Below are 21,143 nucleotides of genomic sequence, written 5' to 3'. Positions count from 1 at the left end.
TGTTATGGAAACCTATGCTGTTTTTGGTAACCCGATCGCGCACAGCAAGTCGCCTCTGATCCATCAGCTGTTTGCAGAGCAATTGCAGATAGATCACCCGTATGGTCGGGTTCTTGCGCCTGTTGATGCATTTATACCGACGCTGAATAGCTTTTTTGATGCGGGTGGTAAAGGTGCGAACGTCACGGTGCCTTTTAAAGAAGAGGCTTTCGGGCGTGCGGATGAGCTGACCGAGCGTGCGTCGCTCGCTGGTGCCGTCAATACTCTTAAGCGGCTCGAAGATGGTCGCCTTCTGGGCGATAACACCGATGGCATAGGTTTACTCAGCGATCTGGAACGACTGTCGTTTATTAAACCAGGCTTTCGGATCCTGCTGATCGGCGCGGGTGGCGCGTCGCGCGGCGTATTGCTTCCTCTTCTTTCGCTGGATTGTGCGGTGACAATCACCAACCGTACCTTCTCCAGAGCAGAAGAGCTGGCGGCGTTGTTCGCACACACAGGCAGCGTAACTGCGGTAGCACTTGACGATCTCGCCAGTCACGAATTTGATCTTGTGATTAATGCCACCTCAAGCGGTATTAATGGAGAGATCCCGGCGATTCCTGCATCCTTGGTTCATTCCCACATCTACGCCTATGACATGTTTTATCAAAAAGGGAAAACGCCATTTCTGACCTGGTGTGAACAACAGGGGGCAAAACACGTGGCTGATGGTCTGGGCATGCTGGTGGGGCAGGCGGCTCATGCGGTGCTACTCTGGCATGGCGTGTTACCTGCTGTAGAACCGGTGATCGAAAAGCTGAAACAGGAACTGATGGCATGAATCAGGCGATTCATTTTCCCGACAGAGAAATCTGGGATGAAAATAAGCAAGCGGTTTGTTTCCCGGTGCTGGTGCATGGAATGCAGCTCACCTGTGCGATTAAAGGGGAGACGTTGCATCAGCGCTTTGGTGGTTCAGATCCGTTAGCGGTCTTTTGCGAAAATCGCTGGGATCTGGAAGAGGAAGCCAGCGATTTGATCCGCGATCAGCAGGAAGACGATCAGGGTTGGGTCTGGTTATCCTGATCCAGATAGTCATTCTTCCATTTAACGTAATTGTTCGCTGAGTATTTCAATCCTTCGATCTCCGCCTCTTTTAGGGGGCGGATCTGTTTAACCGGACTGCCTAAATAGAGATAGCCACTTTCCAGACGTTTGTTTTGCGGAACAAGGCTTCCTGCGCCAATCATTACGTCATCTTCTACTATGACGCCATCCAGCAAAATCGATCCCATCCCAACGAGAACCCTGTTACCGATTGTGCAGCCGTGGAGCATCACTTTATGACCGACGGTGACATCTTCCCCAATGATGAGCGGATTGCCCTCAGGGTTATAAGATGACTTATGAGTCACATGCAGCACGCTGCCGTCCTGAATATTGGTGCGTGCACCGATTGCAACGTAGTTAACATCGCCCCGGATCGCGACGAGTGGCCAGATGCTGACATCATCGGCCATGCGAACATCACCAATGACCACGCTGCTGGCATCGATCATCACGCGATCGCCTTTTTGGGGGAACAGATCTTTATAAGGACGTAATACTGCAAACATATCTACCTCGATACAGATGAGTGCTATTAAAGAAGACTTTGATCGTATTCCTGGATCGAGGCAAGGCAAAATGCGTCAATTTTTAAGCGGATCGGGTGGGTTTTCAGCGAAAAGCACGGAAAATCATCAGTTGGAAAAAAAGATCTAAAAAATACTTGTGCTAAAAACTGGGATCCCTATAATGCGCCTCCATCGACACGGCGGATGTGAATCACTTCACAGATAACCCGGTCGGTTGAAGAGAAAAATCCTGAAATAACGGGTTGACTCTGAAAGAGGAAAGCGTAATATACGCCACCTCGCGACAGAGCGCTGAAGCGCGTCGCAACTGCTCTTTAACAATTTATCAGACAATCTGTGTGGGCACTCAAAGTGACATGGATTCTTAATGTCCTCGGACACTAAATGAATACCAAGTCTCAACGAGTGAACACGTAATTCATTACGAAGTTTAATTCATTGAGCATCAAACTTTTAAATTGAAGAGTTTGATCATGGCTCAGATTGAACGCTGGCGGCAGGCCTAACACATGCAAGTCGAACGGTAACAGGAAGCAGCTTGCTGCTTCGCTGACGAGTGGCGGACGGGTGAGTAATGTCTGGGAAACTGCCTGATGGAGGGGGATAACTACTGGAAACGGTAGCTAATACCGCATAACGTCGCAAGACCAAAGAGGGGGACCTTCGGGCCTCTTGCCATCGGATGTGCCCAGATGGGATTAGCTAGTAGGTGGGGTAACGGCTCACCTAGGCGACGATCCCTAGCTGGTCTGAGAGGATGACCAGCCACACTGGAACTGAGACACGGTCCAGACTCCTACGGGAGGCAGCAGTGGGGAATATTGCACAATGGGCGCAAGCCTGATGCAGCCATGCCGCGTGTATGAAGAAGGCCTTCGGGTTGTAAAGTACTTTCAGCGGGGAGGAAGGCGATAAGGTTAATAACCTTGTCGATTGACGTTACCCGCAGAAGAAGCACCGGCTAACTCCGTGCCAGCAGCCGCGGTAATACGGAGGGTGCAAGCGTTAATCGGAATTACTGGGCGTAAAGCGCACGCAGGCGGTCTGTCAAGTCGGATGTGAAATCCCCGGGCTCAACCTGGGAACTGCATTCGAAACTGGCAGGCTAGAGTCTTGTAGAGGGGGGTAGAATTCCAGGTGTAGCGGTGAAATGCGTAGAGATCTGGAGGAATACCGGTGGCGAAGGCGGCCCCCTGGACAAAGACTGACGCTCAGGTGCGAAAGCGTGGGGAGCAAACAGGATTAGATACCCTGGTAGTCCACGCCGTAAACGATGTCGACTTGGAGGTTGTGCCCTTGAGGCGTGGCTTCCGGAGCTAACGCGTTAAGTCGACCGCCTGGGGAGTACGGCCGCAAGGTTAAAACTCAAATGAATTGACGGGGGCCCGCACAAGCGGTGGAGCATGTGGTTTAATTCGATGCAACGCGAAGAACCTTACCTACTCTTGACATCCAGAGAACTTAGCAGAGATGCTTTGGTGCCTTCGGGAACTCTGAGACAGGTGCTGCATGGCTGTCGTCAGCTCGTGTTGTGAAATGTTGGGTTAAGTCCCGCAACGAGCGCAACCCTTATCCTTTGTTGCCAGCGGTCCGGCCGGGAACTCAAAGGAGACTGCCAGTGATAAACTGGAGGAAGGTGGGGATGACGTCAAGTCATCATGGCCCTTACGAGTAGGGCTACACACGTGCTACAATGGCGCATACAAAGAGAAGCGACCTCGCGAGAGCAAGCGGACCTCATAAAGTGCGTCGTAGTCCGGATTGGAGTCTGCAACTCGACTCCATGAAGTCGGAATCGCTAGTAATCGTGGATCAGAATGCCACGGTGAATACGTTCCCGGGCCTTGTACACACCGCCCGTCACACCATGGGAGTGGGTTGCAAAAGAAGTAGGTAGCTTAACCTTCGGGAGGGCGCTTACCACTTTGTGATTCATGACTGGGGTGAAGTCGTAACAAGGTAACCGTAGGGGAACCTGCGGTTGGATCACCTCCTTACCTTAAAGAACCTGCCTTTGTAGTGTCCACACAGATTGTCTGATGAAAAGTAAATAGCAAGGCGTCTTGCGATTGAGACTGTACGTCCCCTTCGTCTAGAGGCCCAGGACACCGCCCTTTCACGGCGGTAACAGGGGTTCGAATCCCCTAGGGGACGCCACTTGCTGGTTCGTGAGTGAAAGTCACCTGCCGTCATATCTCAAAACTGACTTGCGAGTCATGTTTGAGATATTTGCTCTTTAAAAATCTGGATCAAGCTGAAAATTGAAACGACACACAGCTCATGTGTGTTCGAGTCTCTCAAATTTTCGCAATCAGAAGTGAAACATCTTCGGGTTGTGAGGTTAAGCGACTAAGCGTACACGGTGGATGCCCTGGCAGTCAGAGGCGATGAAGGACGTGCTAATCTGCGAAAAGCGCCGGCGAGGTGATATGAACCTTTGACCCGGCGATGTCCGAATGGGGAAACCCAGTGCAATCCGTTGCACTATCGTTAACTGAATACATAGGTTAACGAGGCGAACCGGGGGAACTGAAACATCTAAGTACCCCGAGGAAAAGAAATCAACCGAGATTCCCCCAGTAGCGGCGAGCGAACGGGGAGCAGCCCGGAGTCTGAATCAGCTTGTGTGTTAGTGGAACGGTCTGGAAAGTCCGACGGTACAGGGTGATAGTCCCGTACACGAAAATGCACATGCTGTGAACTCGAAGAGTAGGGCGGGACACGTGGTATCCTGTCTGAATATGGGGGGACCATCCTCCAAGGCTAAATACTCCTGACTGACCGATAGTGAACCAGTACCGTGAGGGAAAGGCGAAAAGAACCCCGGCGAGGGGAGTGAAAAAGAACCTGAAACCGTGTACGTACAAGCAGTGGGAGCCTACTTGTTAGGTGACTGCGTACCTTTTGTATAATGGGTCAGCGACTTATATTCTGTAGCAAGGTTAACCGTATAGGGGAGCCGAAGGGAAACCGAGTCTTAACTGGGCGTTAAGTTGCAGGGTATAGACCCGAAACCCGGTGATCTAGCCATGGGCAGGTTGAAGGTTGGGTAACACTAACTGGAGGACCGAACCGACTAATGTTGAAAAATTAGCGGATGACCTGTGGCTGGGGGTGAAAGGCCAATCAAACCGGGAGATAGCTGGTTCTCCCCGAAAGCTATTTAGGTAGCGCCTCGTGAACTCATCTTCGGGGGTAGAGCACTGTTTCGGCTAGGGGGCCATCCCGGCTTACCAACCCGATGCAAACTACGAATACCGAAGAATGTTATCACGGGAGACACACGGCGGGTGCTAACGTCCGTCGTGAAGAGGGAAACAACCCAGACCGCCAGCTAAGGTCCCAAAGTCATGGTTAAGTGGGAAACGATGTGGGAAGGCACAGACAGCCAGGATGTTGGCTTAGAAGCAGCCATCATTTAAAGAAAGCGTAATAGCTCACTGGTCGAGTCGGCCTGCGCGGAAGATGTAACGGGGCTAAACCATGCACCGAAGCTGCGGCAGCGACGCTTATGCGTTGTTGGGTAGGGGAGCGTTCTGTAAGCCGTTGAAGGTGGCCTGTGAGGGTTGCTGGAGGTATCAGAAGTGCGAATGCTGACATAAGTAACGATAATGCGGGTGAAAAGCCCGCACGCCGGAAGACCAAGGGTTCCTGTCCAACGTTAATCGGGGCAGGGTGAGTCGACCCCTAAGGCGAGGCCGAAAGGCGTAGTCGATGGGAAACAGGTTAATATTCCTGTACTTGGTGTTACTGCGAAGGGGGGACGGAGAAGGCTATGTCAGCCGGGCGACGGTTGTCCCGGTTTAAGCATGTAGGCGGAGGTTCCAGGTAAATCCGGTACCTTGTTAACGCTGAGGTGTGATGACGAGGCACTACGGTGCTGAAGTGATAAATGCCCTGCTTCCAGGAAAAGCCTCTAAGCATCAGGTAACACGAAATCGTACCCCAAACCGACACAGGTGGTCAGGTAGAGAATACCAAGGCGCTTGAGAGAACTCGGGTGAAGGAACTAGGCAAAATGGTGCCGTAACTTCGGGAGAAGGCACGCTGATGTGTAGGTGAAGCCCCTGCGGGTGGAGCTGAAATCAGTCGAAGATACCAGCTGGCTGCAACTGTTTATTAAAAACACAGCACTGTGCAAACACGAAAGTGGACGTATACGGTGTGACGCCTGCCCGGTGCCGGAAGGTTAATTGATGGGGTTAGCGGCAACGCGAAGCTCTTGATCGAAGCCCCGGTAAACGGCGGCCGTAACTATAACGGTCCTAAGGTAGCGAAATTCCTTGTCGGGTAAGTTCCGACCTGCACGAATGGCGTAATGATGGCCAGGCTGTCTCCACCCGAGACTCAGTGAAATTGAACTCGCTGTGAAGATGCAGTGTACCCGCGGCAAGACGGAAAGACCCCGTGAACCTTTACTATAGCTTGACACTGAACACTGGTCCTTGATGTGTAGGATAGGTGGGAGGCTTTGAAGCGTGGACGCCAGTCTGCGTGGAGCCAACCTTGAAATACCACCCTTTAATGGCTGGTGTTCTAACGTAGACCCGTTACCCGGGTTGCGGACAGTGTCTGGTGGGTAGTTTGACTGGGGCGGTCTCCTCCCAAAGAGTAACGGAGGAGCACGAAGGTTGGCTAATCCTGGTCGGACATCAGGAGGTTAGTGCAATGGCATAAGCCAGCTTGACTGCGAGCGTGACGGCGCGAGCAGGTGCGAAAGCAGGTCATAGTGATCCGGTGGTTCTGAATGGAAGGGCCATCGCTCAACGGATAAAAGGTACTCCGGGGATAACAGGCTGATACCGCCCAAGAGTTCATATCGACGGCGGTGTTTGGCACCTCGATGTCGGCTCATCACATCCTGGGGCTGAAGTAGGTCCCAAGGGTATGGCTGTTCGCCATTTAAAGTGGTACGCGAGCTGGGTTTAGAACGTCGTGAGACAGTTCGGTCCCTATCTGCCGTGGGCGCTGGAGAATTGAGGGGGGCTGCTCCTAGTACGAGAGGACCGGAGTGGACGCATCACTGGTGTTCGGGTTGTCATGCCAATGGCACTGCCCGGTAGCTAAATGCGGAAGAGATAAGTGCTGAAAGCATCTAAGCACGAAACTTGCCCCGAGATGAGTTCTCCCTGAGACTTTAAGTCTCCTGAAGGAACGTTGAAGACGACGACGTTGATAGGTCGGGTGTGTAAGCGCAGCGATGCGTTGAGCTAACCGATACTAATGAACCGTGAGGCTTAACCTTACAACGCCGAAGGTGTTTTGGCGAAGAGACAGACACGATTTTCAGCCTGATACAGATTAACAGAATTTGCCTGGCGGCTTTAGCGCGGTGGTCCCACCTGACCCCATGCCGAACTCAGAAGTGAAACGCCGTAGCGCCGATGGTAGTGTGGGGTCTCCCCATGTGAGAGTAGGGAACTGCCAGGCATCAAATTTAGCGTGCTGATATGGCTCAGTTGGTAGAGCGCACCCTTGGTAAGGGTGAGGTCCCCAGTTCGACTCTGGGTATCAGCACCACTTTATACTTAGGTTAAAGTTCGGCAAGAAGTAAAAGAATTTGTCTGGCGGCTTTAGCGCGGTGGTCCCACCTGACCCCATGCCGAACTCAGAAGTGAAACGCCGTAGCGCCGATGGTAGTGTGGGGTCTCCCCATGTGAGAGTAGGGAACTGCCAGACATCAAACAAGTAGAAAGGCCATCCGAAAGGATGGCCTTTTTGCGTTATCGCTCCAGCCAAACCAATTCCCTCATTCGATATTCCTGCTGTCGCCATTAATACCTTACGGACGTATTAAAGCGTTTTACCCTACTGAAACTGAAGTTGTGGAATGCATTATGCTGGCTCGCAGCAGCGTTAAATCAATTAAATGTTATGTACAGGTATGGGGTATAGCGGGGAGTAAGGTAGCGTATTGAATTTAATTAATATCTGATGCTATTCGTGATGAGGAATATACGTTCCTTATATCAGGGAAAAATAAAAGCGCGGCGATGGCCGCGCTTTTAGAAGCCTTATTTAGTCAGGGCGACAATACCGAGTGTCAGGCCAGCGATTGCCGCGGCGCCACCAGCAATCGCACCTGCTGTTTCCCAGTTATCCTGGGTAGTGCCCTTCATACAGGTATTGGTGTGAACCAGTCGCCCCTGATCGTCGTATACCGGTACACATGGAGAGTCGTGCGCGCAACCAGCAAGCAGCGCAGCGAGAAGTGCAACGGAAAGGAATCTTTTCATGATGTTACCTCAATATGATCGCTTATTCGCTAAAGAGCCGATACAGCAATTAACGAACTGATGATTATTTTACCACCGCACTAATACCATGCAGCACGGGGAATAATCTCAATTTGTGTGGATTGTAAAAATTATGAAGAAAAAAGCGCGGGCACTGATTATTAATGGAGGAAATGTGAAGAGGGGAAGTGTTTTTACATTGTTTTCAGGAAATAAAAAAGGCACCAGAGGTGCCTTTATGGTTTTCATTAATCCTTGCGCTTTGTAAACCGTCTCCGGACAACCACAAAGAAAACAGGAACAAAGAAAATGGCCAACAGGGTGGCTGACAGCATCCCGCCCATCACGCCCGTCCCGACCGCATTTTGTGCCCCACTACCAGCACCGCTGCTGATGACCAGAGGCATAACACCAAGGATGAATGCCAGGGAAGTCATCAGGATAGGACGCAGACGCATACGCGAGGCTTCAAGCGTGGCTTCGATAATCCCTTTGCCTTCTTTATCCATGAGATCCTTGGCGAACTCAACGATCAGTATGGCGTTCTTGGCTGATAAACCAATTGTCGTAAGCAGACCAACCTGGAAGTAAACGTCATTGTTCAGCCCTCGCATTGATGCAGCCAGAAGCGCGCCGATCACCCCCAGCGGCACAACCAGCATGACCGAGAAGGGAATTGACCAACTTTCATAGAGGGCCGCCAGACACAGGAACACCACAATCAGTGAGATGGCGTACAGCGCCGGAGCCTGATTCCCGGAAAGTCGTTCCTGATAAGACATCCCCGTCCAGTCGTAGCCGATGCCGGAAGGCAGTTTTGACGCAAGGCTTTCCATCAACGCCATTGCCTCACCGGTACTTTTGCCAGGGGCAGACTCACCGAGGATCTCCATTGATGGCATCCCATTGTAACGTTCCAGACGCGGTGAACCGTACACCCAGTGAGAGCTGCTAAAGGCAGAGAAAGGCACCATTTCGCCGTTAGCGCTACGCACATACAGGCCGTTAATGTCTCCGGGTAGCATACGGAAGCGAGCATCAGCCTGGACATAAACTTTTTTCACCCGTCCGTGATCGATAAAGTCGTTCACATAGGTGCCACCCAGCGCTGTTGAAATCGTCTGATTGACGTCAGACACGCTCACACCCAGCGCCTGTGCCTTCTCCTGATCGACGTCCAGCTTGAACTGTGGCGTATCTTCCAGTCCATTAGGACGCACGCGAACCAGTAAGTCAGGATGTTCTCTCACCATGCCCAGCAGCTGGTTACGCGCCTGGGTTAACTGCGTATGCCCCAGGTTTGCCTGGTCAATCAGTTCAAAGTCAAAGCCTGTTGCGGTACCCAGTTCAATAATGGCAGGCAGGTTAAACGGAAATACAAGACCGTCTTTGATCTGGCTGAACGCTTTCGTCGCGCGGCTGACAATCGCCTCAACGCCGTTTTCCTTGCCCGGACGTTCTTCCCATGGCTTCAGGCTGACGAAAGCGATACCGGAGTTCTGCCCCTGTCCGCTAAAGCTAAAACCGTTTACGGTAAAGACCGATTCAACGTTCGCTTTCTCTTTCGTCAGGTAATAATCCTGAACCTGATCGAGTACCTGCTGAGTACGCATTTGCGTCGCCCCTGCCGGCAACTGAACCATCGTCATAAACACCCCCTGATCCTCTTCCGGCAGGAAGGAGGAAGGCAGGCGCAGGAACAGAACTGCCATGCCGCCGACGATGATGACGTAAACCAGCAGATAGCGGCCGGTCTTACGTAAAATGCCGCTTACGCTGTTGCTGTAGTGCTCCACACTCTTATCAAAGAGCGCGTTAAACCAGCCGAAGAAACCACCTTTCTTTTCATGATGTTCGCTGGAAACCGGTTTGAGCAGCGTGGCACAAAGAGCAGGCGTTAATATCAACGCCACCAGTACCGACAAGGCCATCGCGGAGACAATGGTCAGCGAGAACTGACGATAGATAGCCCCGGTTGAACCACCAAAGAATGCCATCGGAATAAATACCGCCGAAAGCACCATGGCAATGCCCACCAGAGCGCCCTGGATTTGCTCCATCGACTTCTGCGTCGCCTCTTTTGGCGGCAGCTTGTCCTCAACCATGACGCGTTCTACGTTCTCGACCACCACGATGGCGTCATCGACGAGCAGACCTATCGCCAATACCATCCCGAACATCGTCAGGGTGTTAATGGAGAACCCGAACGCAGCCAGTACCGCAAAGGTGCCCAGTAACACCACGGGCACGGCGATCGTCGGAATAAGCGTTGCCCGCAGGTTTTGCAGGAACAAGTACATCACCAGGAACACGAGAACAATCGCTTCAAACAGTGTCTTCACCACTTCATGGATTGAGATCTTCACGAAAGGTGTAGTGTCGTACGGATACACGACTTTCAGGCCTTGAGGGAAGAAGGGCTGCAACTGCGCCAGTTTACTCTTGATGGCGGCAGCGGTATCCAGCGCGTTTGCGCCAGTCGCCAGCTTGATCCCCAGCCCCGTTGCTGCCTGGCCATTGATTTTGGTGACCATATTGTAGTTTTCGCCACCCAGCTCAATGCGGGCCACATCTTTCAGGTGGACCATTGAACCGTCCTGGTTCACCTTCAGCGTCACACGACCAAACTCCTCCGGCGATTTCAGACGCGTTTGAGCAATAATTGAGGCGTTCAGTTGCTGCCCAGGTACGGACGGTGTTCCGCCCAACTGGCCCGCAGCAATCTGGTCGTTCTGCGTTTTTAGCTGGTTAATGATATCCAGCGGCGTGAGCTGATATTTGTTCATCGCGTTGCTGTCCAGCCAGATGCGCATTGCATACTGGGCACCGAACAGCTGCACGTCACCGACGCCGGAAGTACGGCTGATCGCATCTTTTACGTTAGAAGCGACATAGTCGGAGATATCATCCTGCGTGAGGTTTTTATTGTCCGACACAAAGCCTGCAACCAGCAGGAAGCTGCTGCTGGATTTCTCCACGCCGATCCCCTGCTGCTGCACTTCTTGTGGCAGCAGCGGCATGGCGAGCTGAAGTTTGTTCTGAACCTGCACCTGCGCAATATCAGGATCCGTACCCGACTCGAACGTCAGGGTGATGGTGACGTTACCAGCGGAATCACTGGTGGACGACATGTACATCAAATTATCGATACCGTTCATGTTCTGTTCGATAACCTGAGTGACGGTGTCCTGTACCGTCTGGGCATCAGCGCCCGGGTAGGTTGCTGTCACCGCAACCGCCGGCGGCGCAATGGTCGGATATTGCGCGACCGGTAGTTTTAAAATGGCCAGCCCGCCCGCAATCATCAGAATGATGGCGAGTACCCAGGCGAAAACAGGCCGTTGAATAAAGAAATTAGCCATGTCGTTATTCCTTAACTGGCTGGAGTCGCTGCGGTATCAGGAATAGCCACGACGGTGACGCCAGGGCGAACTTTTTGCAGGCCGCTGATAATGACGCGGTCGCCGTTTTTGAGGCCTTCCGTGATCAGCCAGCGATCGCCAATCGCCTGCGGTGCAACGACAGTGCGTGATTCCACCTGGTTTTTCTCATTTACCACAAGCACGGTGGCATCTCCGCGTGGTGTACGGGTTACCCCCTGCTGAGGAACCAGAATGGCATCAGGTTGCGTACCTTCATCGATGCGCGCACGGACAAACATACCCGGTAACAGCATATGCTGTGGGTTAGGGAAGAGGGCGCGAAGGGTGATTGAGCCGGTACTTTCATCTACCGTGACATCAGAGAACTGGAGCGTCCCTTTCAGCGGATAAGGCTGGCCATTTTCCATCAGCAACTCGACGCTGCTGGTGTCTCCCTTTTGCAGGCTCGTCTGCTGCTTCAGGCGCATAAAATCGCTGCTGGATTGCGTCACATCGACATAAATGGGATCGAGTTGCTGAACCGTCGCCAGTGCAGTTGCCTGGCCATTAGTGACTAACGCCCCTTCGGTGACGCTGGATTTACCTATACGCCCGTTGATTGGGGATGTGACTTTCGTATAGGCCAGGTTGATCCGCGCGCTTTCAACGCCAGCCTTCGCGGCAACCACGCTCGCATCCGCCTGCTGGGCAATTGCCACCGCCTGATCGTACTCCTGCTTGCTCACATATTGCGTACCAACCAGCGGAACGTAACGTTTCACCGTCAGATGGGCGATATTCGCCGCCGCCTGTGCTTTTACCAGTTCACCTTTCGCATTGTCGTAGGCTGCCTGATAGGTGGCCGGATCGATTTGATAAAGGGATTCACCCGCTTTAACGTCGCTGCCTTCGGTAAAATTACGGTGCAGAATGATACCACTTACCTGAGGACGAACCTCCGCAACACGATACGCGTCAGTTCTGCCGGGCAATTCTGTCGTTACGGCCAGTGGCGCGCTTTTAACAATATGAACACTGACCTGAGGAGCTTGCGCATGCTGCTGTGGGTTTTCTTGCCCATCGCACCCGGTGAGCAGCGCGGCACAGACAATGAAACCGGATAAGGGTAAGCATCTGAAGTGATTCGTCATTACTGTTCCTTAAACTACCCTTGAGCCGATATTTGCCATGAATCGGTGAAAGGGTGTGAGGCAAAAAATAGAAATGTAGCCGCGTATAATAATGAGGGTGTTTAATGTTTTTTAATTTATAAGTGCTGATGGAGCTTTTAAAAGTAAAAATCGGAATCTGACACAGTGCATTCGGTATTCTTTTTCTGTCAGGATAATCAACGAAATGTTTTCGGTGAATGCTATTCATATATTTTATGAATTTTATGTATTCGATTTATTCACGTGAATTATAAATTAAATGAATTGACTTTTTTTGTGCAAAATTAACACGGGTTTTGGTTAATACTTTGACTACACGACCACGGCAATATCCTTTGATAACGTATCAATTTTATGAGTAATGAGTAGCAGGTTATGGCGCGCAAAAAAAAAGAAGAGGCTCAAAAGACCCGCCAGCAGCTGATTGAAGCCGCTATCGGGCTATTCGCGACGCGTGGCGTATCCAGCACCACGCTTACCGACATCGCCGATGCTGCTCAACTCACTCGCGGGGCGGTTTACTGGCATTTCTCGAGTAAAGCGGAAATATTTAATGCAATATGGGATCAGCAATTGCCGATGCGTGAGATGATTCGTGACAGGTTAATACTTTCCGAAAATGACGACCCTTTGTTAATGCTTCGTGAACAATTTATTGTCGCACTACAATATATTGCGAGCGAGCCGCGGCAATATGCGCTTTTACAAATTTTGTATCATAAGTGTGAATTTCATGACGATGTGATTTCAGAATGTGAAATACGCAAGCGGATCGGTTTAAACGATGATTATCTTCGCAAGACGCTAAAGCGATGCATTGCTTGTAACGTTATCTCTTCGCAAACCAATATTGAACTGGCGCTGATTGTTTTCCACGCCTTTTTTAGCGGTGTCATTAAAAATTGGTTAATGGATAGCAACAATTTTAATCTGTACAAACAAGCACCGGCGCTGGTGGATAATATTCTGGCGACACTAAATATCACCCGAGTGGCGCCAGTGGTTTACGATACAGCCTCATGATCGCGTCCGGGGTGGCGACATCTCCCCGTGCTGGCACTGTTCCATAATAGCTTGCGCGGTAATCGGTTTGCCCAGCAGGTAACCCTGTAGCGTATTGCATCCCAGTTCTGTCAGAAAGGTTTGCTGCGCTGCGGTTTCGACCCCTTCCGCCACGACCTTCAGATTCAGCGTTTTTGCCAGGGCGACAATCGCCGAGACAATCGTCGCATCTTCGCTCTCACCACTTAACTCTTTCACAAAAGCACGATCGATTTTCAACTCGCAGGCGGGGAGTCGCTTAAGATACAGAAGGCTTGAGTAACCGGTGCCAAAATCGTCTATCGAGGCTTTTACTCCCGCATCCGTCAGCGCTGTCAGGACACGAACGCTTTCGTCCGGATTGTTCATTGCCGTGGTTTCGGTCACCTCCAGGATCAACATGCCGGGTGGTACGCTATGGCGCGTCAGACAATCGAGAACTGTTTTAACCAGCGACGGCTGTTCGAACTGCAATGTAGAAAGATTCACCGCCATTGACCAGTCCGTGTGGCCCTGAAGATGCCATTCATGCAGCTGGCGGCAGGCCTCGTCGATTACCCAGTTTCCAATCGGAATAATCAGCCCCGTTTTCTCTGCCAGCGGTAGAAACAGGTCAGGGGAGAGTAACCCCTGTTTGGGATGCTGCCAGCGTAACAGCGCTTCGAACCCGAGGACTGGCCCGGCAGGGGCGTGAAATTTAGGTTGATAAAGCAGGCGTAACTCATTACGGTCGATGGCCTGCCACAGATCATTCATCAGCTGTAGATGCGTCTGCGCCAGCGTATTCATTGACGGCTGGAAGAAGTGATAGCCGTTACGACCCATATGTTTCGTGTGGTACATCGCAGCATCAGCGTTAAACATCAGTTCACGATCGGTTTTGCCATCGTGTGGATAGAGCGCAATGCCAATGCTCAGGGTGACCATCATTTCATAAGGATCGAGATGGAACGGGCTATCAATGACGCGCACCAGTGAATTTGCCAGTGAGGCAGCATCATCCGGAGTGGCGGTTTCGGCCAGCAGGACGAATTCATCCCCACCGATACGCGCCAGCGTATACTGACCTTTCAGCTGCAACAGCAAACGCTGAGTCACCGCAACCAGAAGCTTGTCACCGACATCATGACCATAGGCATCGTTGACGGTTTTAAAGCCATCAAGATCCATAAACATCAGCGCGAAAGGGCTTCCTTCGCGATCGGCCTTGCTGATGGCCTGATCGAGGCGATCCTCAAGCAGAATACGATTGGGTAATCGCGTCAGCGTATCATGCAACGCCAGCTGTGCGAGTTCACGGTTAGCTTCTGCCAGTGATGAGGCCAGCAGCGAGGTACGAGCCTGAAGGCGGGCATCGAACATCGACACCAGCAGCGTAATCCCCAGAATAGCGAGCGCGACCACGCTAACCAGTATCGCCAGCCAGCTCCCGTTAATGCCATGATGGTGGACCATCGTCGACATTGGAAATTGTGCTGCTTCCATGCCGGCGTAATGCATGCCAGCGATAGCGATGCCCATGGTGATCGCCGCCCCCAGCCGCATCAACGCCATTCGTGCTGCTTCCTGACGTAAACGGAACGTCAGCCAAAGAGCGGCCAGTGAAGCGGCAAGGGCAATGACCACGGAGATAGCCACCCACTTTTTATCCCAGACAATACCCGGTGTGACCTCCAGGGCAGCCATACCAGTGTAGTGCATGGCAACAATGCCCGCTCCCATCACGACGGCGCCAGGCAGCAGCCGGCGCAAACGTAGCTGCTCGCCGCTAACGAGCCACAGGGCAAACATTGACGAGCTGATGGCGATAACCATCGAAAGCACGGTCAGGACCGCGTTGTAACTCATGCTCATGGAAAGATCCATCGCCAGCATACCGATGAAATGCATCGCCCACACGCCAATCCCCATCGAAACACCGCCACCTGCCAGCCAGACGCGTGCAGCGATGCCCTGGCTTCCGGCAACGCGCGCAGCCATATTCAGCGCGGTATAGGCGGCAAGAATGGCAACAACAAAGGAGATGACTACGAGGATTTGGTTGTATTGGCTAACCAGCATGGTCTGTTCACTCGTTGTGAGACGTTAAGCAAGAGCGGTTGGAAAGGGCACAGACATTATCATCGTCAGGAAATGACGAAAAGTGATTTAAATCCCTGTTTTTATTGGGTGATAACAGGGGGGGACAGGATGGAAGCGGTTAGTCCAGCTCTGAGCAGTTGACCAGTTTAAGCGGGTTCACGGAATTCATATTGCGACATTTATCGGTTTCGGTGCTCATCAGTTCAATCCACTGCATCAGCAGCGCATCAAAAATGAAAACAGAGACAGCAAAAACGACCAGCCACCAGTATTTACGAATCATGTGTCATTCCGTGAAAAGAGAGCCTGTAATTTGCTGGAAATATACACGAAAAGCGGGCGTTGAAAAGTGGGGAAAGAGAAGGTTTACAAAGCATTGACGGTTGCCCGTCCGGACGATAAAAAAGGCGCTTCCCCATGCCGAAGAGCGCCTTTTTAAACAAGCAGTTAGCTAATCGAAATTAGTTCATGCCGTATTTTTTCAGTTTCTTACGCAGGGTACCACGGTTGATGCCCATCATCAGGGCAGCGCGGGTTTGATTACCACGGGTGTATTGCATCACCATGTCCAACAGTGGCTGTTCAACTTCAGCCAGTACCAGCTCATACAGGTCATTAACATCCTGACCGTTCAGTTGAGCAAAATAGTTCTTCAGTGCCTGTTTAACCGAGTCACGCAGGGGCTTTTGAGTCACCTGATCCTGGGAGTTAACGGTAGATACGGTCAGTACGTCAGAATTTACGCGTTGTTCGAACATAGTTCTGTCAGCTCTTTATTTCATTACGCAAGATTTTCGAAGTATGCCTCCAACGCCTCCAGCTGTACGCTGGCATCCTCTATGGCGTTGAATGTGCGCCGAAACTGGTCATTTGGAGCGTGCTCCTGGAGATACCAGGAGACGTGTTTACGCGCAATTCGGTACCCTTTTGCCTGGCCGTAGTGGTCATGCAGTTCCCGAACATGCGAACAAAGCAAGCGCTTAACCTCTGCCAGAGGCAGTGGGGCAAGCAGCTCCCCAGTGTCCAGATAATGCTGGATTTCCCGAAAGATCCAGGGTCTTCCCTGAGCGGCACGTCCTATCATCAGAGCATCAGCTCCCGTATAGTCGAGCACAGCTCTGGCTTTAAGCGGGTCAGTAATGTCGCCATTCGCGATAACCGGAATGGAAACTTTCTGCTTAACTGCCCGAATGCTGTCGTATTCAGCTTCGCCGTTGAACAAACAGGCGCGAGTGCGTCCATGAATGGTCAGGGCCTGAATGCCACAGTCTTCGGCCAGTTGGGCAATCTCTACGCAGTTACGGTGTTCCGGCGACCAACCCGTGCGAATCTTCAACGTAACAGGGACGTCCACTGCGCTGACAACCGCCGTCAGGATTGACTTCACCTGGTCGGGGTATTGCAGAAGGGCTGAACCTGCAAGCTTGCGATTCACCTTTTTGGCCGGGCAACCCATATTGATATCAATAATCTGGGCGCCACTTTCCACGTTAATACGCGCGGCATCTGCCATCTCTTCAGGCACGCTTCCGGCAATTTGCACGGTGCGGATACCTGGTTCATCAATGTGCACCATCCGTAGGCGGGACTTATCGCTTTCCCAAACCTGCGGGTTAGACGACATCATCTCGGAAACGGTCAGGCCTGCTCCCATCTCGTAACACAGCGTCCTGAACGGCCGGTCGGTAATACCTGCCATTGGGGCTGCGATCAGGCGATTTCTGAGCTGGTGGTGTCCGATGCGCATGAGTTAAGAAATGACCATACTGTGACTGCAAGGCGGCGTATATTACGCATTTTTTGCACGAGATGAAAGGCCAAACTTTGAACAATCCTCTGTTGTAGATCAAGGAATCGCCAGTCATTCTTTTTGGATAAGATTATTCGCTATTTAAATCATTGTGTTATGAATAAATGAACATTTTGTGGGCGCTTACAATTTCCCGTAACTTCTCATCATTTCTGAATAAATGAATCAATTGTCCGGGATAATCTGCTGCTATAAGCAGCAGATTATGGCGCTTCTTTGCGATCTGCGTCGCATTTCAGCACAGGATATCAGCGTAAAAAAATCGACTTATTCAACAACCAGACGGCCATGAAGCGGTTGAACCGGGCGGCTGTTTTCATGGCGCATGGTGTGAGTGAATTTTTGCAGCTGTTCAGCAGAGACGGTCAGCGGGTGCTTGAGCACCAGCCATGTAACCCCTTCTGAACATGGTGGCGTGGTCAGAGAGCCGCTAAAACGCCAGTAGGTTTTATCCGTGGGCAGTAATTTATTCATATCGAGGGTTGGCTTAATCGTTACGTTCTGGTCAACCTGTCCGGGCATCACGCCCCAGAGTTTATCCAGTTCAGTGTTTGCCGCGCCCTGATCGAACATAACGGCAACGACCGTCAGTTCGCCGTCAGCGTTTTTATGGACCAGATGCATTTCCATTGCGTATTTTTTACCGTGCACCGTGTTTTCGGATGGCGCATGGAAATGGAACTGCTGTAACGTCCAGCGCTGTTTATCAAGCGTGATACTGTCGCGTGTATCGGCATTTTCACTTGCCTGGATAGTATGGCCGTTGTTTGTCAGAATGACCGGGCCGTCGATATAGTGCGTTTCCAGCGGAGAGATGTGGGCTTTGACCGTGTTATCTATGTTGACCGGCGACTGATACATTCCGCTTTTACACGTCTTGTACGCCTCGTCCAGTTCGCCCCAGTGTTCCGGTGCGCCTTCTCCCTGATAACTCCAGTGTGATGCGTAAGCCGTAGCCGAAATCATGCTCAGCGCCAGCAGCGCTGCCTTGCCTGAAATGTGTTTCATCATATTCTTCCTGTGAATTTTATTATCCAAATCAATGATTAACATTATGATTTGTGCGGTTATTTTATCGAAGAAAGGAAGAAGGCGGGAGAAAAAACCGAAGGGAAAAGGCGTGGTCAGACGACCACGCCAAACGCTTATTTTTTACGGCCGGTGATGCGACACCACTCTTCTTTCTCGACCACCGGGTCGAGCGCGAAGAGATCGGCGTAGGCTTCACAGACGCTGTCTGCCTGGCTGGCAAGGATACCGGACAGGCCCAGCAGACCGCCTTCAACCGGCAGCACGCTGATTAACGGCGCCAGCTCGCGTAACGGGCCAGCCAGGATATTCGCGACCACAACATCGGCTTTCATCGCCTCTGGCTGTGCATCGGGCAGATACAGTTCAAGGCGATCGGAAACGCCATTACGCTCGGCGTTATCACGGCTGGCCTGAATCGCCTGCGGATCGATGTCGATCCCGATGGCTTTTGCCGCGCCCAGTTTCAGCGCCGCGATAGCAAGGATCCCGGATCCGCAACCGAAGTCGATCACGGTTTTGCCTTCCAGATCCAGGCCATCCAGCCATTGCAGGCACAGGGAGGTTGTCGGGTGGGTGCCGGTGCCGAACGCCAGACCCGGATCCAGCATCACGTTGACGGCGTTTTTATCGGGAACTTCACGCCAGCTTGGGCAGATCCACAGACGCTGACCAAACTGCATCGGATGGAAGTTGTCCATCCACTCGCGTTCCCAGTCTTTGTCTTCCAGCTGTTCAATTTTATGCGCGAAACCCACGCCCAGCAGCGGATGGTTTTCCAGAATCGCCACGACCTCTTTCATGTCGGTTTCTGCATCGAACAGGCCGATAACGTCCGTATCACCCCACAGGCGCGTTTCGCCCGGCAGCGGCTCAAAGACCGGCGTGTCATGCGTGTCCTGGAAGGTGATAGAGACCGAACCGGCCTCCATCAGCGCATCACTCAGTTCTTCGGCGTTCGCGCCGGTTGTGTTCAGTTTTAATTGGATCCACGGCATGGCAAAACTCTTTATTTATCAGTAGAAATCAGGGCAGTTTGTGGCACCGGTCGACCAAAACGGTTTCCCACCACAAACGCCAGTAAACTTACCAGTAACGAAGGCACGATCGGATGGAAGCCCAGATACTGAATTTTAAACGTGGCGAGAACGGCATACAGGACGCCCCCGACAATCATGCCGCTTAATGCACCCGCGGCATTCGCGCGTTCCCAGTACAGCCCCAGCACCAGCGGCCACAGGAAAACGGCCTCCAGCCCACCAAAGGCGAGCAGGTTCAACCAGATGATCATCTCCGGTGGACGCCACGCGGCCAGCAGCAGCAACGCCCCCAGCACCAGGGTAATCACCGCCGACATGCGCTTGAGGCGTCGCTCATTTTCGACCTGTTCAGGGCGCAAATTCAGATAGAGATCTTTAATGATCGTAGCGGAACTTTGCAGCAACTGAGCGTTGATAGTCGACATAATGGCCGCCATGGGGGCGGCGAGGAAAATCCCGGCGGCAAACGGCGGAAGCACTTTCACCATCAGGGTTGGAATGACCAGATCCGGTACGGTAAGGTCAGGGATCACCGCGCGTCCCAGCGCACCCGCCAGGTGCATACCGAACATCAGGATCGCCACCACAATTGTCCCGATAATGATCCCGCGGTGCACCGCTTTGCTGTCTTTATATGAGATGCAGCGCACGGCGGTATGCGGCAGGCCAATCACGCCAAAGCACACCAGTACCCAGAACGAGGTCATAAAGGCTGGAGAGAGGATGTCATCCGCCCCCTGCGGCGAGACCAGTTTCGGATCGATCGCTTCCAGGGTTTCAACCGCATGGCTCAGGCCCCCTGCGGCATGCACGATACCCACCAGCAGAACGAGGGTGCCAATGAGCATCACCATCCCCTGCATCGTGTCGTTGAGTACGCTGGCGCGGAACCCGCCAAACGCGGTATACAGCGCGATACTCACACCGAAAATGACCAGGCCCGTCTCATAGGGGATCCCGGCTGCCGTCTCCAGCAGTCGCGCCCCGCCGATAAACTGCACCGTCATTGCGCCAATAAACGCCACCAGCAGACTCAGGCTTGCCAGCCATACCAGCAAGCGACTCTGATAGCGGGCAAACAGCATATCGTTCAGCGTTACGGCATTGTAGCGACGGGCCAGAATGGCAAACTTTTTACCCAGTATGCCCAGAGAGAGCCAGATGGCAGGCAGCTGGATCATGGCCAGCAGTACCCAGCCCAGCCCGTACTTATAAGCGGCGCCGGGGCCACCGATAAACGAGCTGGCGCTGATGTACGTGGCGGTCAGCGTCATGGCCAGCACGACGCCACCCATAGAGCGGCTCCCGAGGAAATACTCGTTCAGAAAGGTGCCGGTCGAACGTTTACGCATCGCATAAACCGACAGGCCAAACACCAGGAACAGGTAAGCGATAAGGGGCAGAATGACTTCAAGCTGCATCATCGTCCTCCAGTGAAATATCGCGATAGATGAATTTCACCATCGCCCAGCACAGCAGGATAAACACCAGCGGCAGCAGCAGGCAGGCCATTTCAAACCAGTGCGGGAGGCCGGTAATGCCAATCGCCGAATCAGGTAAGTAAGCAGTTACTAACCACGCGGCGAGATAGAGAAGGGTCAGCCACAGCGCCCAGCGCGCTTCTTTATGGGCCTGAACAAAACGTTTGTCCATTTTTTGTCCCTTGTGGATGAAGAAAGCGGGGATTGTACATGATGGGGCTTAGCGATCCCCAGAAATAAAAAAGGCCGGATAATCCGGCCTTTTAGCAAC

At 52.3% G+C, this 21,143-nt stretch carries 15 protein-coding genes, 2 tRNA genes and 4 rRNA genes; 9 read left to right on the top strand and 12 right to left on the bottom strand.

The genetic code is table 11. The annotated features are described in order from the left end of the window. Positions 1-4 precede the first annotated feature (4 nt). Entirely contained in the window at positions 5-823 is an 819-nt protein-coding gene (gene aroE / locus LOC22_RS08510; protein WP_032104911.1) for a shikimate dehydrogenase, read from the top strand. After that, entirely contained in the window at positions 820-1,068 is a 249-nt protein-coding gene (locus LOC22_RS08505; RefSeq protein ID WP_015571398.1) for a DUF1488 domain-containing protein, read from the top strand. Before aroE ends, LOC22_RS08505 begins: the two co-directional genes overlap by 4 nt. Here LOC22_RS08505 and LOC22_RS08500 read toward each other — a convergent pair. Then, entirely contained in the window at positions 1,044-1,598 is a 555-nt protein-coding gene (locus LOC22_RS08500) for a gamma carbonic anhydrase family protein (RefSeq protein ID WP_003863357.1), read from the bottom strand. The genes LOC22_RS08505 and LOC22_RS08500 overlap by 25 nt on opposite strands. Positions 1,599-2,074: 476 nt before the next feature. Here LOC22_RS08500 and LOC22_RS08495 point away from each other — a divergent pair. The 6 genes from LOC22_RS08495 to rrf (LOC22_RS08470) all read left to right on the top strand — a co-directional run bounded on the left by LOC22_RS08495 (position 2,075) and on the right by rrf (LOC22_RS08470) (position 7,298). Then, positions 2,075-3,616, top strand: a 16S ribosomal RNA gene (locus LOC22_RS08495). An 84-nt stretch (positions 3,617-3,700) separates the two neighbouring features. Continuing rightward, a tRNA-Glu gene (locus LOC22_RS08490) sits at positions 3,701-3,776 on the top strand. 182 nt (positions 3,777-3,958) lie between these two features. After that, positions 3,959-6,864 (top strand): 23S ribosomal RNA (locus LOC22_RS08485). 69 nt (positions 6,865-6,933) lie between these two features. Then, a 5S ribosomal RNA gene (rrf, locus tag LOC22_RS08480) occupies positions 6,934-7,049 on the top strand. A gap of 14 nt (positions 7,050-7,063) precedes the next feature. Further along, a tRNA-Thr gene (locus tag LOC22_RS08475) sits at positions 7,064-7,139 on the top strand. A gap of 43 nt (positions 7,140-7,182) precedes the next feature. Next, positions 7,183-7,298 (top strand): 5S ribosomal RNA (rrf, locus tag LOC22_RS08470). Together the 16S, 23S and 5S rRNA genes with 2 tRNA genes alongside form the textbook arrangement of a ribosomal RNA operon. Before the next feature lie 335 nt (positions 7,299-7,633). Here rrf (LOC22_RS08470) and LOC22_RS08465 read toward each other — a convergent pair. From LOC22_RS08465 to LOC22_RS08455, 3 genes are all read right to left on the bottom strand, one after another. Then, positions 7,634-7,855 carry a lipoprotein gene (locus tag LOC22_RS08465; protein ID WP_003860364.1) on the bottom strand — a complete coding sequence of 74 codons (222 nt, stop codon included), beginning with the start codon at positions 7,853-7,855 and terminating at the stop codon, positions 7,634-7,636. 248 nt (positions 7,856-8,103) lie between these two features. After that, entirely contained in the window at positions 8,104-11,217 is a 3,114-nt protein-coding gene (locus LOC22_RS08460) for an efflux RND transporter permease subunit (RefSeq protein WP_045340000.1), read from the bottom strand. A gap of 11 nt (positions 11,218-11,228) precedes the next feature. Next, positions 11,229-12,368 (bottom strand): efflux RND transporter periplasmic adaptor subunit, encoded by a 1,140-nt coding sequence (locus LOC22_RS08455; RefSeq protein WP_230239487.1) that lies wholly within the window; start codon positions 12,366-12,368, stop codon positions 11,229-11,231. A 396-nt stretch (positions 12,369-12,764) separates the two neighbouring features. Here LOC22_RS08455 and envR point away from each other — a divergent pair, with 396 nt between their 5' ends. After that, positions 12,765-13,412 carry an acrEF/envCD operon transcriptional regulator gene (gene envR / locus LOC22_RS08450; RefSeq protein WP_045339998.1) on the top strand — a complete coding sequence of 216 codons (648 nt, stop codon included), beginning with the start codon at positions 12,765-12,767 and terminating at the stop codon, positions 13,410-13,412. Here envR and LOC22_RS08445 read toward each other — a convergent pair. The 8 genes from LOC22_RS08445 to LOC22_RS08410 form a co-directional block, all read right to left on the bottom strand. Continuing rightward, a complete protein-coding gene (locus LOC22_RS08445; protein ID WP_230239486.1) occupies positions 13,407-15,491 on the bottom strand; it encodes a putative bifunctional diguanylate cyclase/phosphodiesterase in 2,085 nt (694 codons plus the stop codon). The genes envR and LOC22_RS08445 overlap by 6 nt on opposite strands. Before the next feature lie 139 nt (positions 15,492-15,630). Then, positions 15,631-15,795 (bottom strand): DUF2556 family protein, encoded by a 165-nt coding sequence (locus LOC22_RS08440; RefSeq protein WP_003860373.1) that lies wholly within the window; start codon positions 15,793-15,795, stop codon positions 15,631-15,633. Between the two features lie 178 nt (positions 15,796-15,973). Continuing rightward, on the bottom strand, positions 15,974-16,270 hold the full coding sequence (gene fis / locus LOC22_RS08435) for a DNA-binding transcriptional regulator Fis (protein WP_000462905.1): 297 nt from the start codon (positions 16,268-16,270) through the stop codon (positions 15,974-15,976). A gap of 23 nt (positions 16,271-16,293) precedes the next feature. After that, entirely contained in the window at positions 16,294-17,259 is a 966-nt protein-coding gene (gene dusB, locus LOC22_RS08430; RefSeq protein WP_023295513.1) for a tRNA dihydrouridine synthase DusB, read from the bottom strand. Between the two features lie 330 nt (positions 17,260-17,589). Then, positions 17,590-18,330 (bottom strand): carbonic anhydrase, encoded by a 741-nt coding sequence (locus LOC22_RS08425; RefSeq protein ID WP_047057381.1) that lies wholly within the window; start codon positions 18,328-18,330, stop codon positions 17,590-17,592. A 137-nt stretch (positions 18,331-18,467) separates the two neighbouring features. Further along, complete coding sequence (gene prmA / locus LOC22_RS08420) at positions 18,468-19,349, bottom strand: 50S ribosomal protein L11 methyltransferase (RefSeq protein WP_015572021.1); 882 nt, start codon at positions 19,347-19,349, stop codon at positions 18,468-18,470. A gap of 11 nt (positions 19,350-19,360) precedes the next feature. Further along, entirely contained in the window at positions 19,361-20,812 is a 1,452-nt protein-coding gene (panF, locus tag LOC22_RS08415) for a sodium/pantothenate symporter (protein WP_032655273.1), read from the bottom strand. Continuing rightward, entirely contained in the window at positions 20,802-21,044 is a 243-nt protein-coding gene (locus LOC22_RS08410; RefSeq protein WP_003860385.1) for a YhdT family protein, read from the bottom strand. The genes panF and LOC22_RS08410 overlap by 11 nt, the downstream gene beginning before the upstream one ends. Between the last annotated feature and the right edge of the window lie 99 nt (positions 21,045-21,143).

The sequence above is a fragment of the Enterobacter sp. AN-K1 genome (genome assembly GCF_020971765.1).
GTDB lineage: Bacteria > Pseudomonadota > Gammaproteobacteria > Enterobacterales > Enterobacteriaceae > Enterobacter > Enterobacter hormaechei_C.
The sequence above is the reverse complement of the archived record's forward strand: the minus strand, read 5'-3'. Positions and strand labels throughout refer to the sequence as shown.

Excerpts from the sequence above, each read along its gene's own strand:
- aroE (WP_032104911.1), top strand. The coding sequence starts at position 5 with ATGGAAACCTATGCTGTTTTTGGTAACCCGATCGCGCACAGCAAGTCG.
- LOC22_RS08505 (WP_015571398.1), top strand. The coding sequence starts at position 820 with ATGAATCAGGCGATTCATTTTCCCGACAGAGAAATCTGGGATGAAAAT.
- LOC22_RS08500 (WP_003863357.1), bottom strand. The coding sequence starts at position 1,598 with ATGTTTGCAGTATTACGTCCTTATAAAGATCTGTTCCCCCAAAAAGGC.
- LOC22_RS08465 (WP_003860364.1), bottom strand. The coding sequence starts at position 7,855 with ATGAAAAGATTCCTTTCCGTTGCACTTCTCGCTGCGCTGCTTGCTGGT.
- LOC22_RS08460 (WP_045340000.1), bottom strand. The coding sequence starts at position 11,217 with ATGGCTAATTTCTTTATTCAACGGCCTGTTTTCGCCTGGGTACTCGCC.
- LOC22_RS08455 (WP_230239487.1), bottom strand. The coding sequence starts at position 12,368 with ATGACGAATCACTTCAGATGCTTACCCTTATCCGGTTTCATTGTCTGT.
- envR (WP_045339998.1), top strand. The coding sequence starts at position 12,765 with ATGGCGCGCAAAAAAAAAGAAGAGGCTCAAAAGACCCGCCAGCAGCTG.
- LOC22_RS08445 (WP_230239486.1), bottom strand. The coding sequence starts at position 15,491 with ATGCTGGTTAGCCAATACAACCAAATCCTCGTAGTCATCTCCTTTGTT.
- LOC22_RS08440 (WP_003860373.1), bottom strand. The coding sequence starts at position 15,795 with ATGATTCGTAAATACTGGTGGCTGGTCGTTTTTGCTGTCTCTGTTTTC.
- fis (WP_000462905.1), bottom strand. The coding sequence starts at position 16,270 with ATGTTCGAACAACGCGTAAATTCTGACGTACTGACCGTATCTACCGTT.
- dusB (WP_023295513.1), bottom strand. The coding sequence starts at position 17,259 with ATGCGCATCGGACACCACCAGCTCAGAAATCGCCTGATCGCAGCCCCA.
- LOC22_RS08425 (WP_047057381.1), bottom strand. The coding sequence starts at position 18,330 with ATGAAACACATTTCAGGCAAGGCAGCGCTGCTGGCGCTGAGCATGATT.
- prmA (WP_015572021.1), bottom strand. The coding sequence starts at position 19,349 with ATGCCGTGGATCCAATTAAAACTGAACACAACCGGCGCGAACGCCGAA.
- panF (WP_032655273.1), bottom strand. The coding sequence starts at position 20,812 with ATGCAGCTTGAAGTCATTCTGCCCCTTATCGCTTACCTGTTCCTGGTG.
- LOC22_RS08410 (WP_003860385.1), bottom strand. The coding sequence starts at position 21,044 with ATGGACAAACGTTTTGTTCAGGCCCATAAAGAAGCGCGCTGGGCGCTG.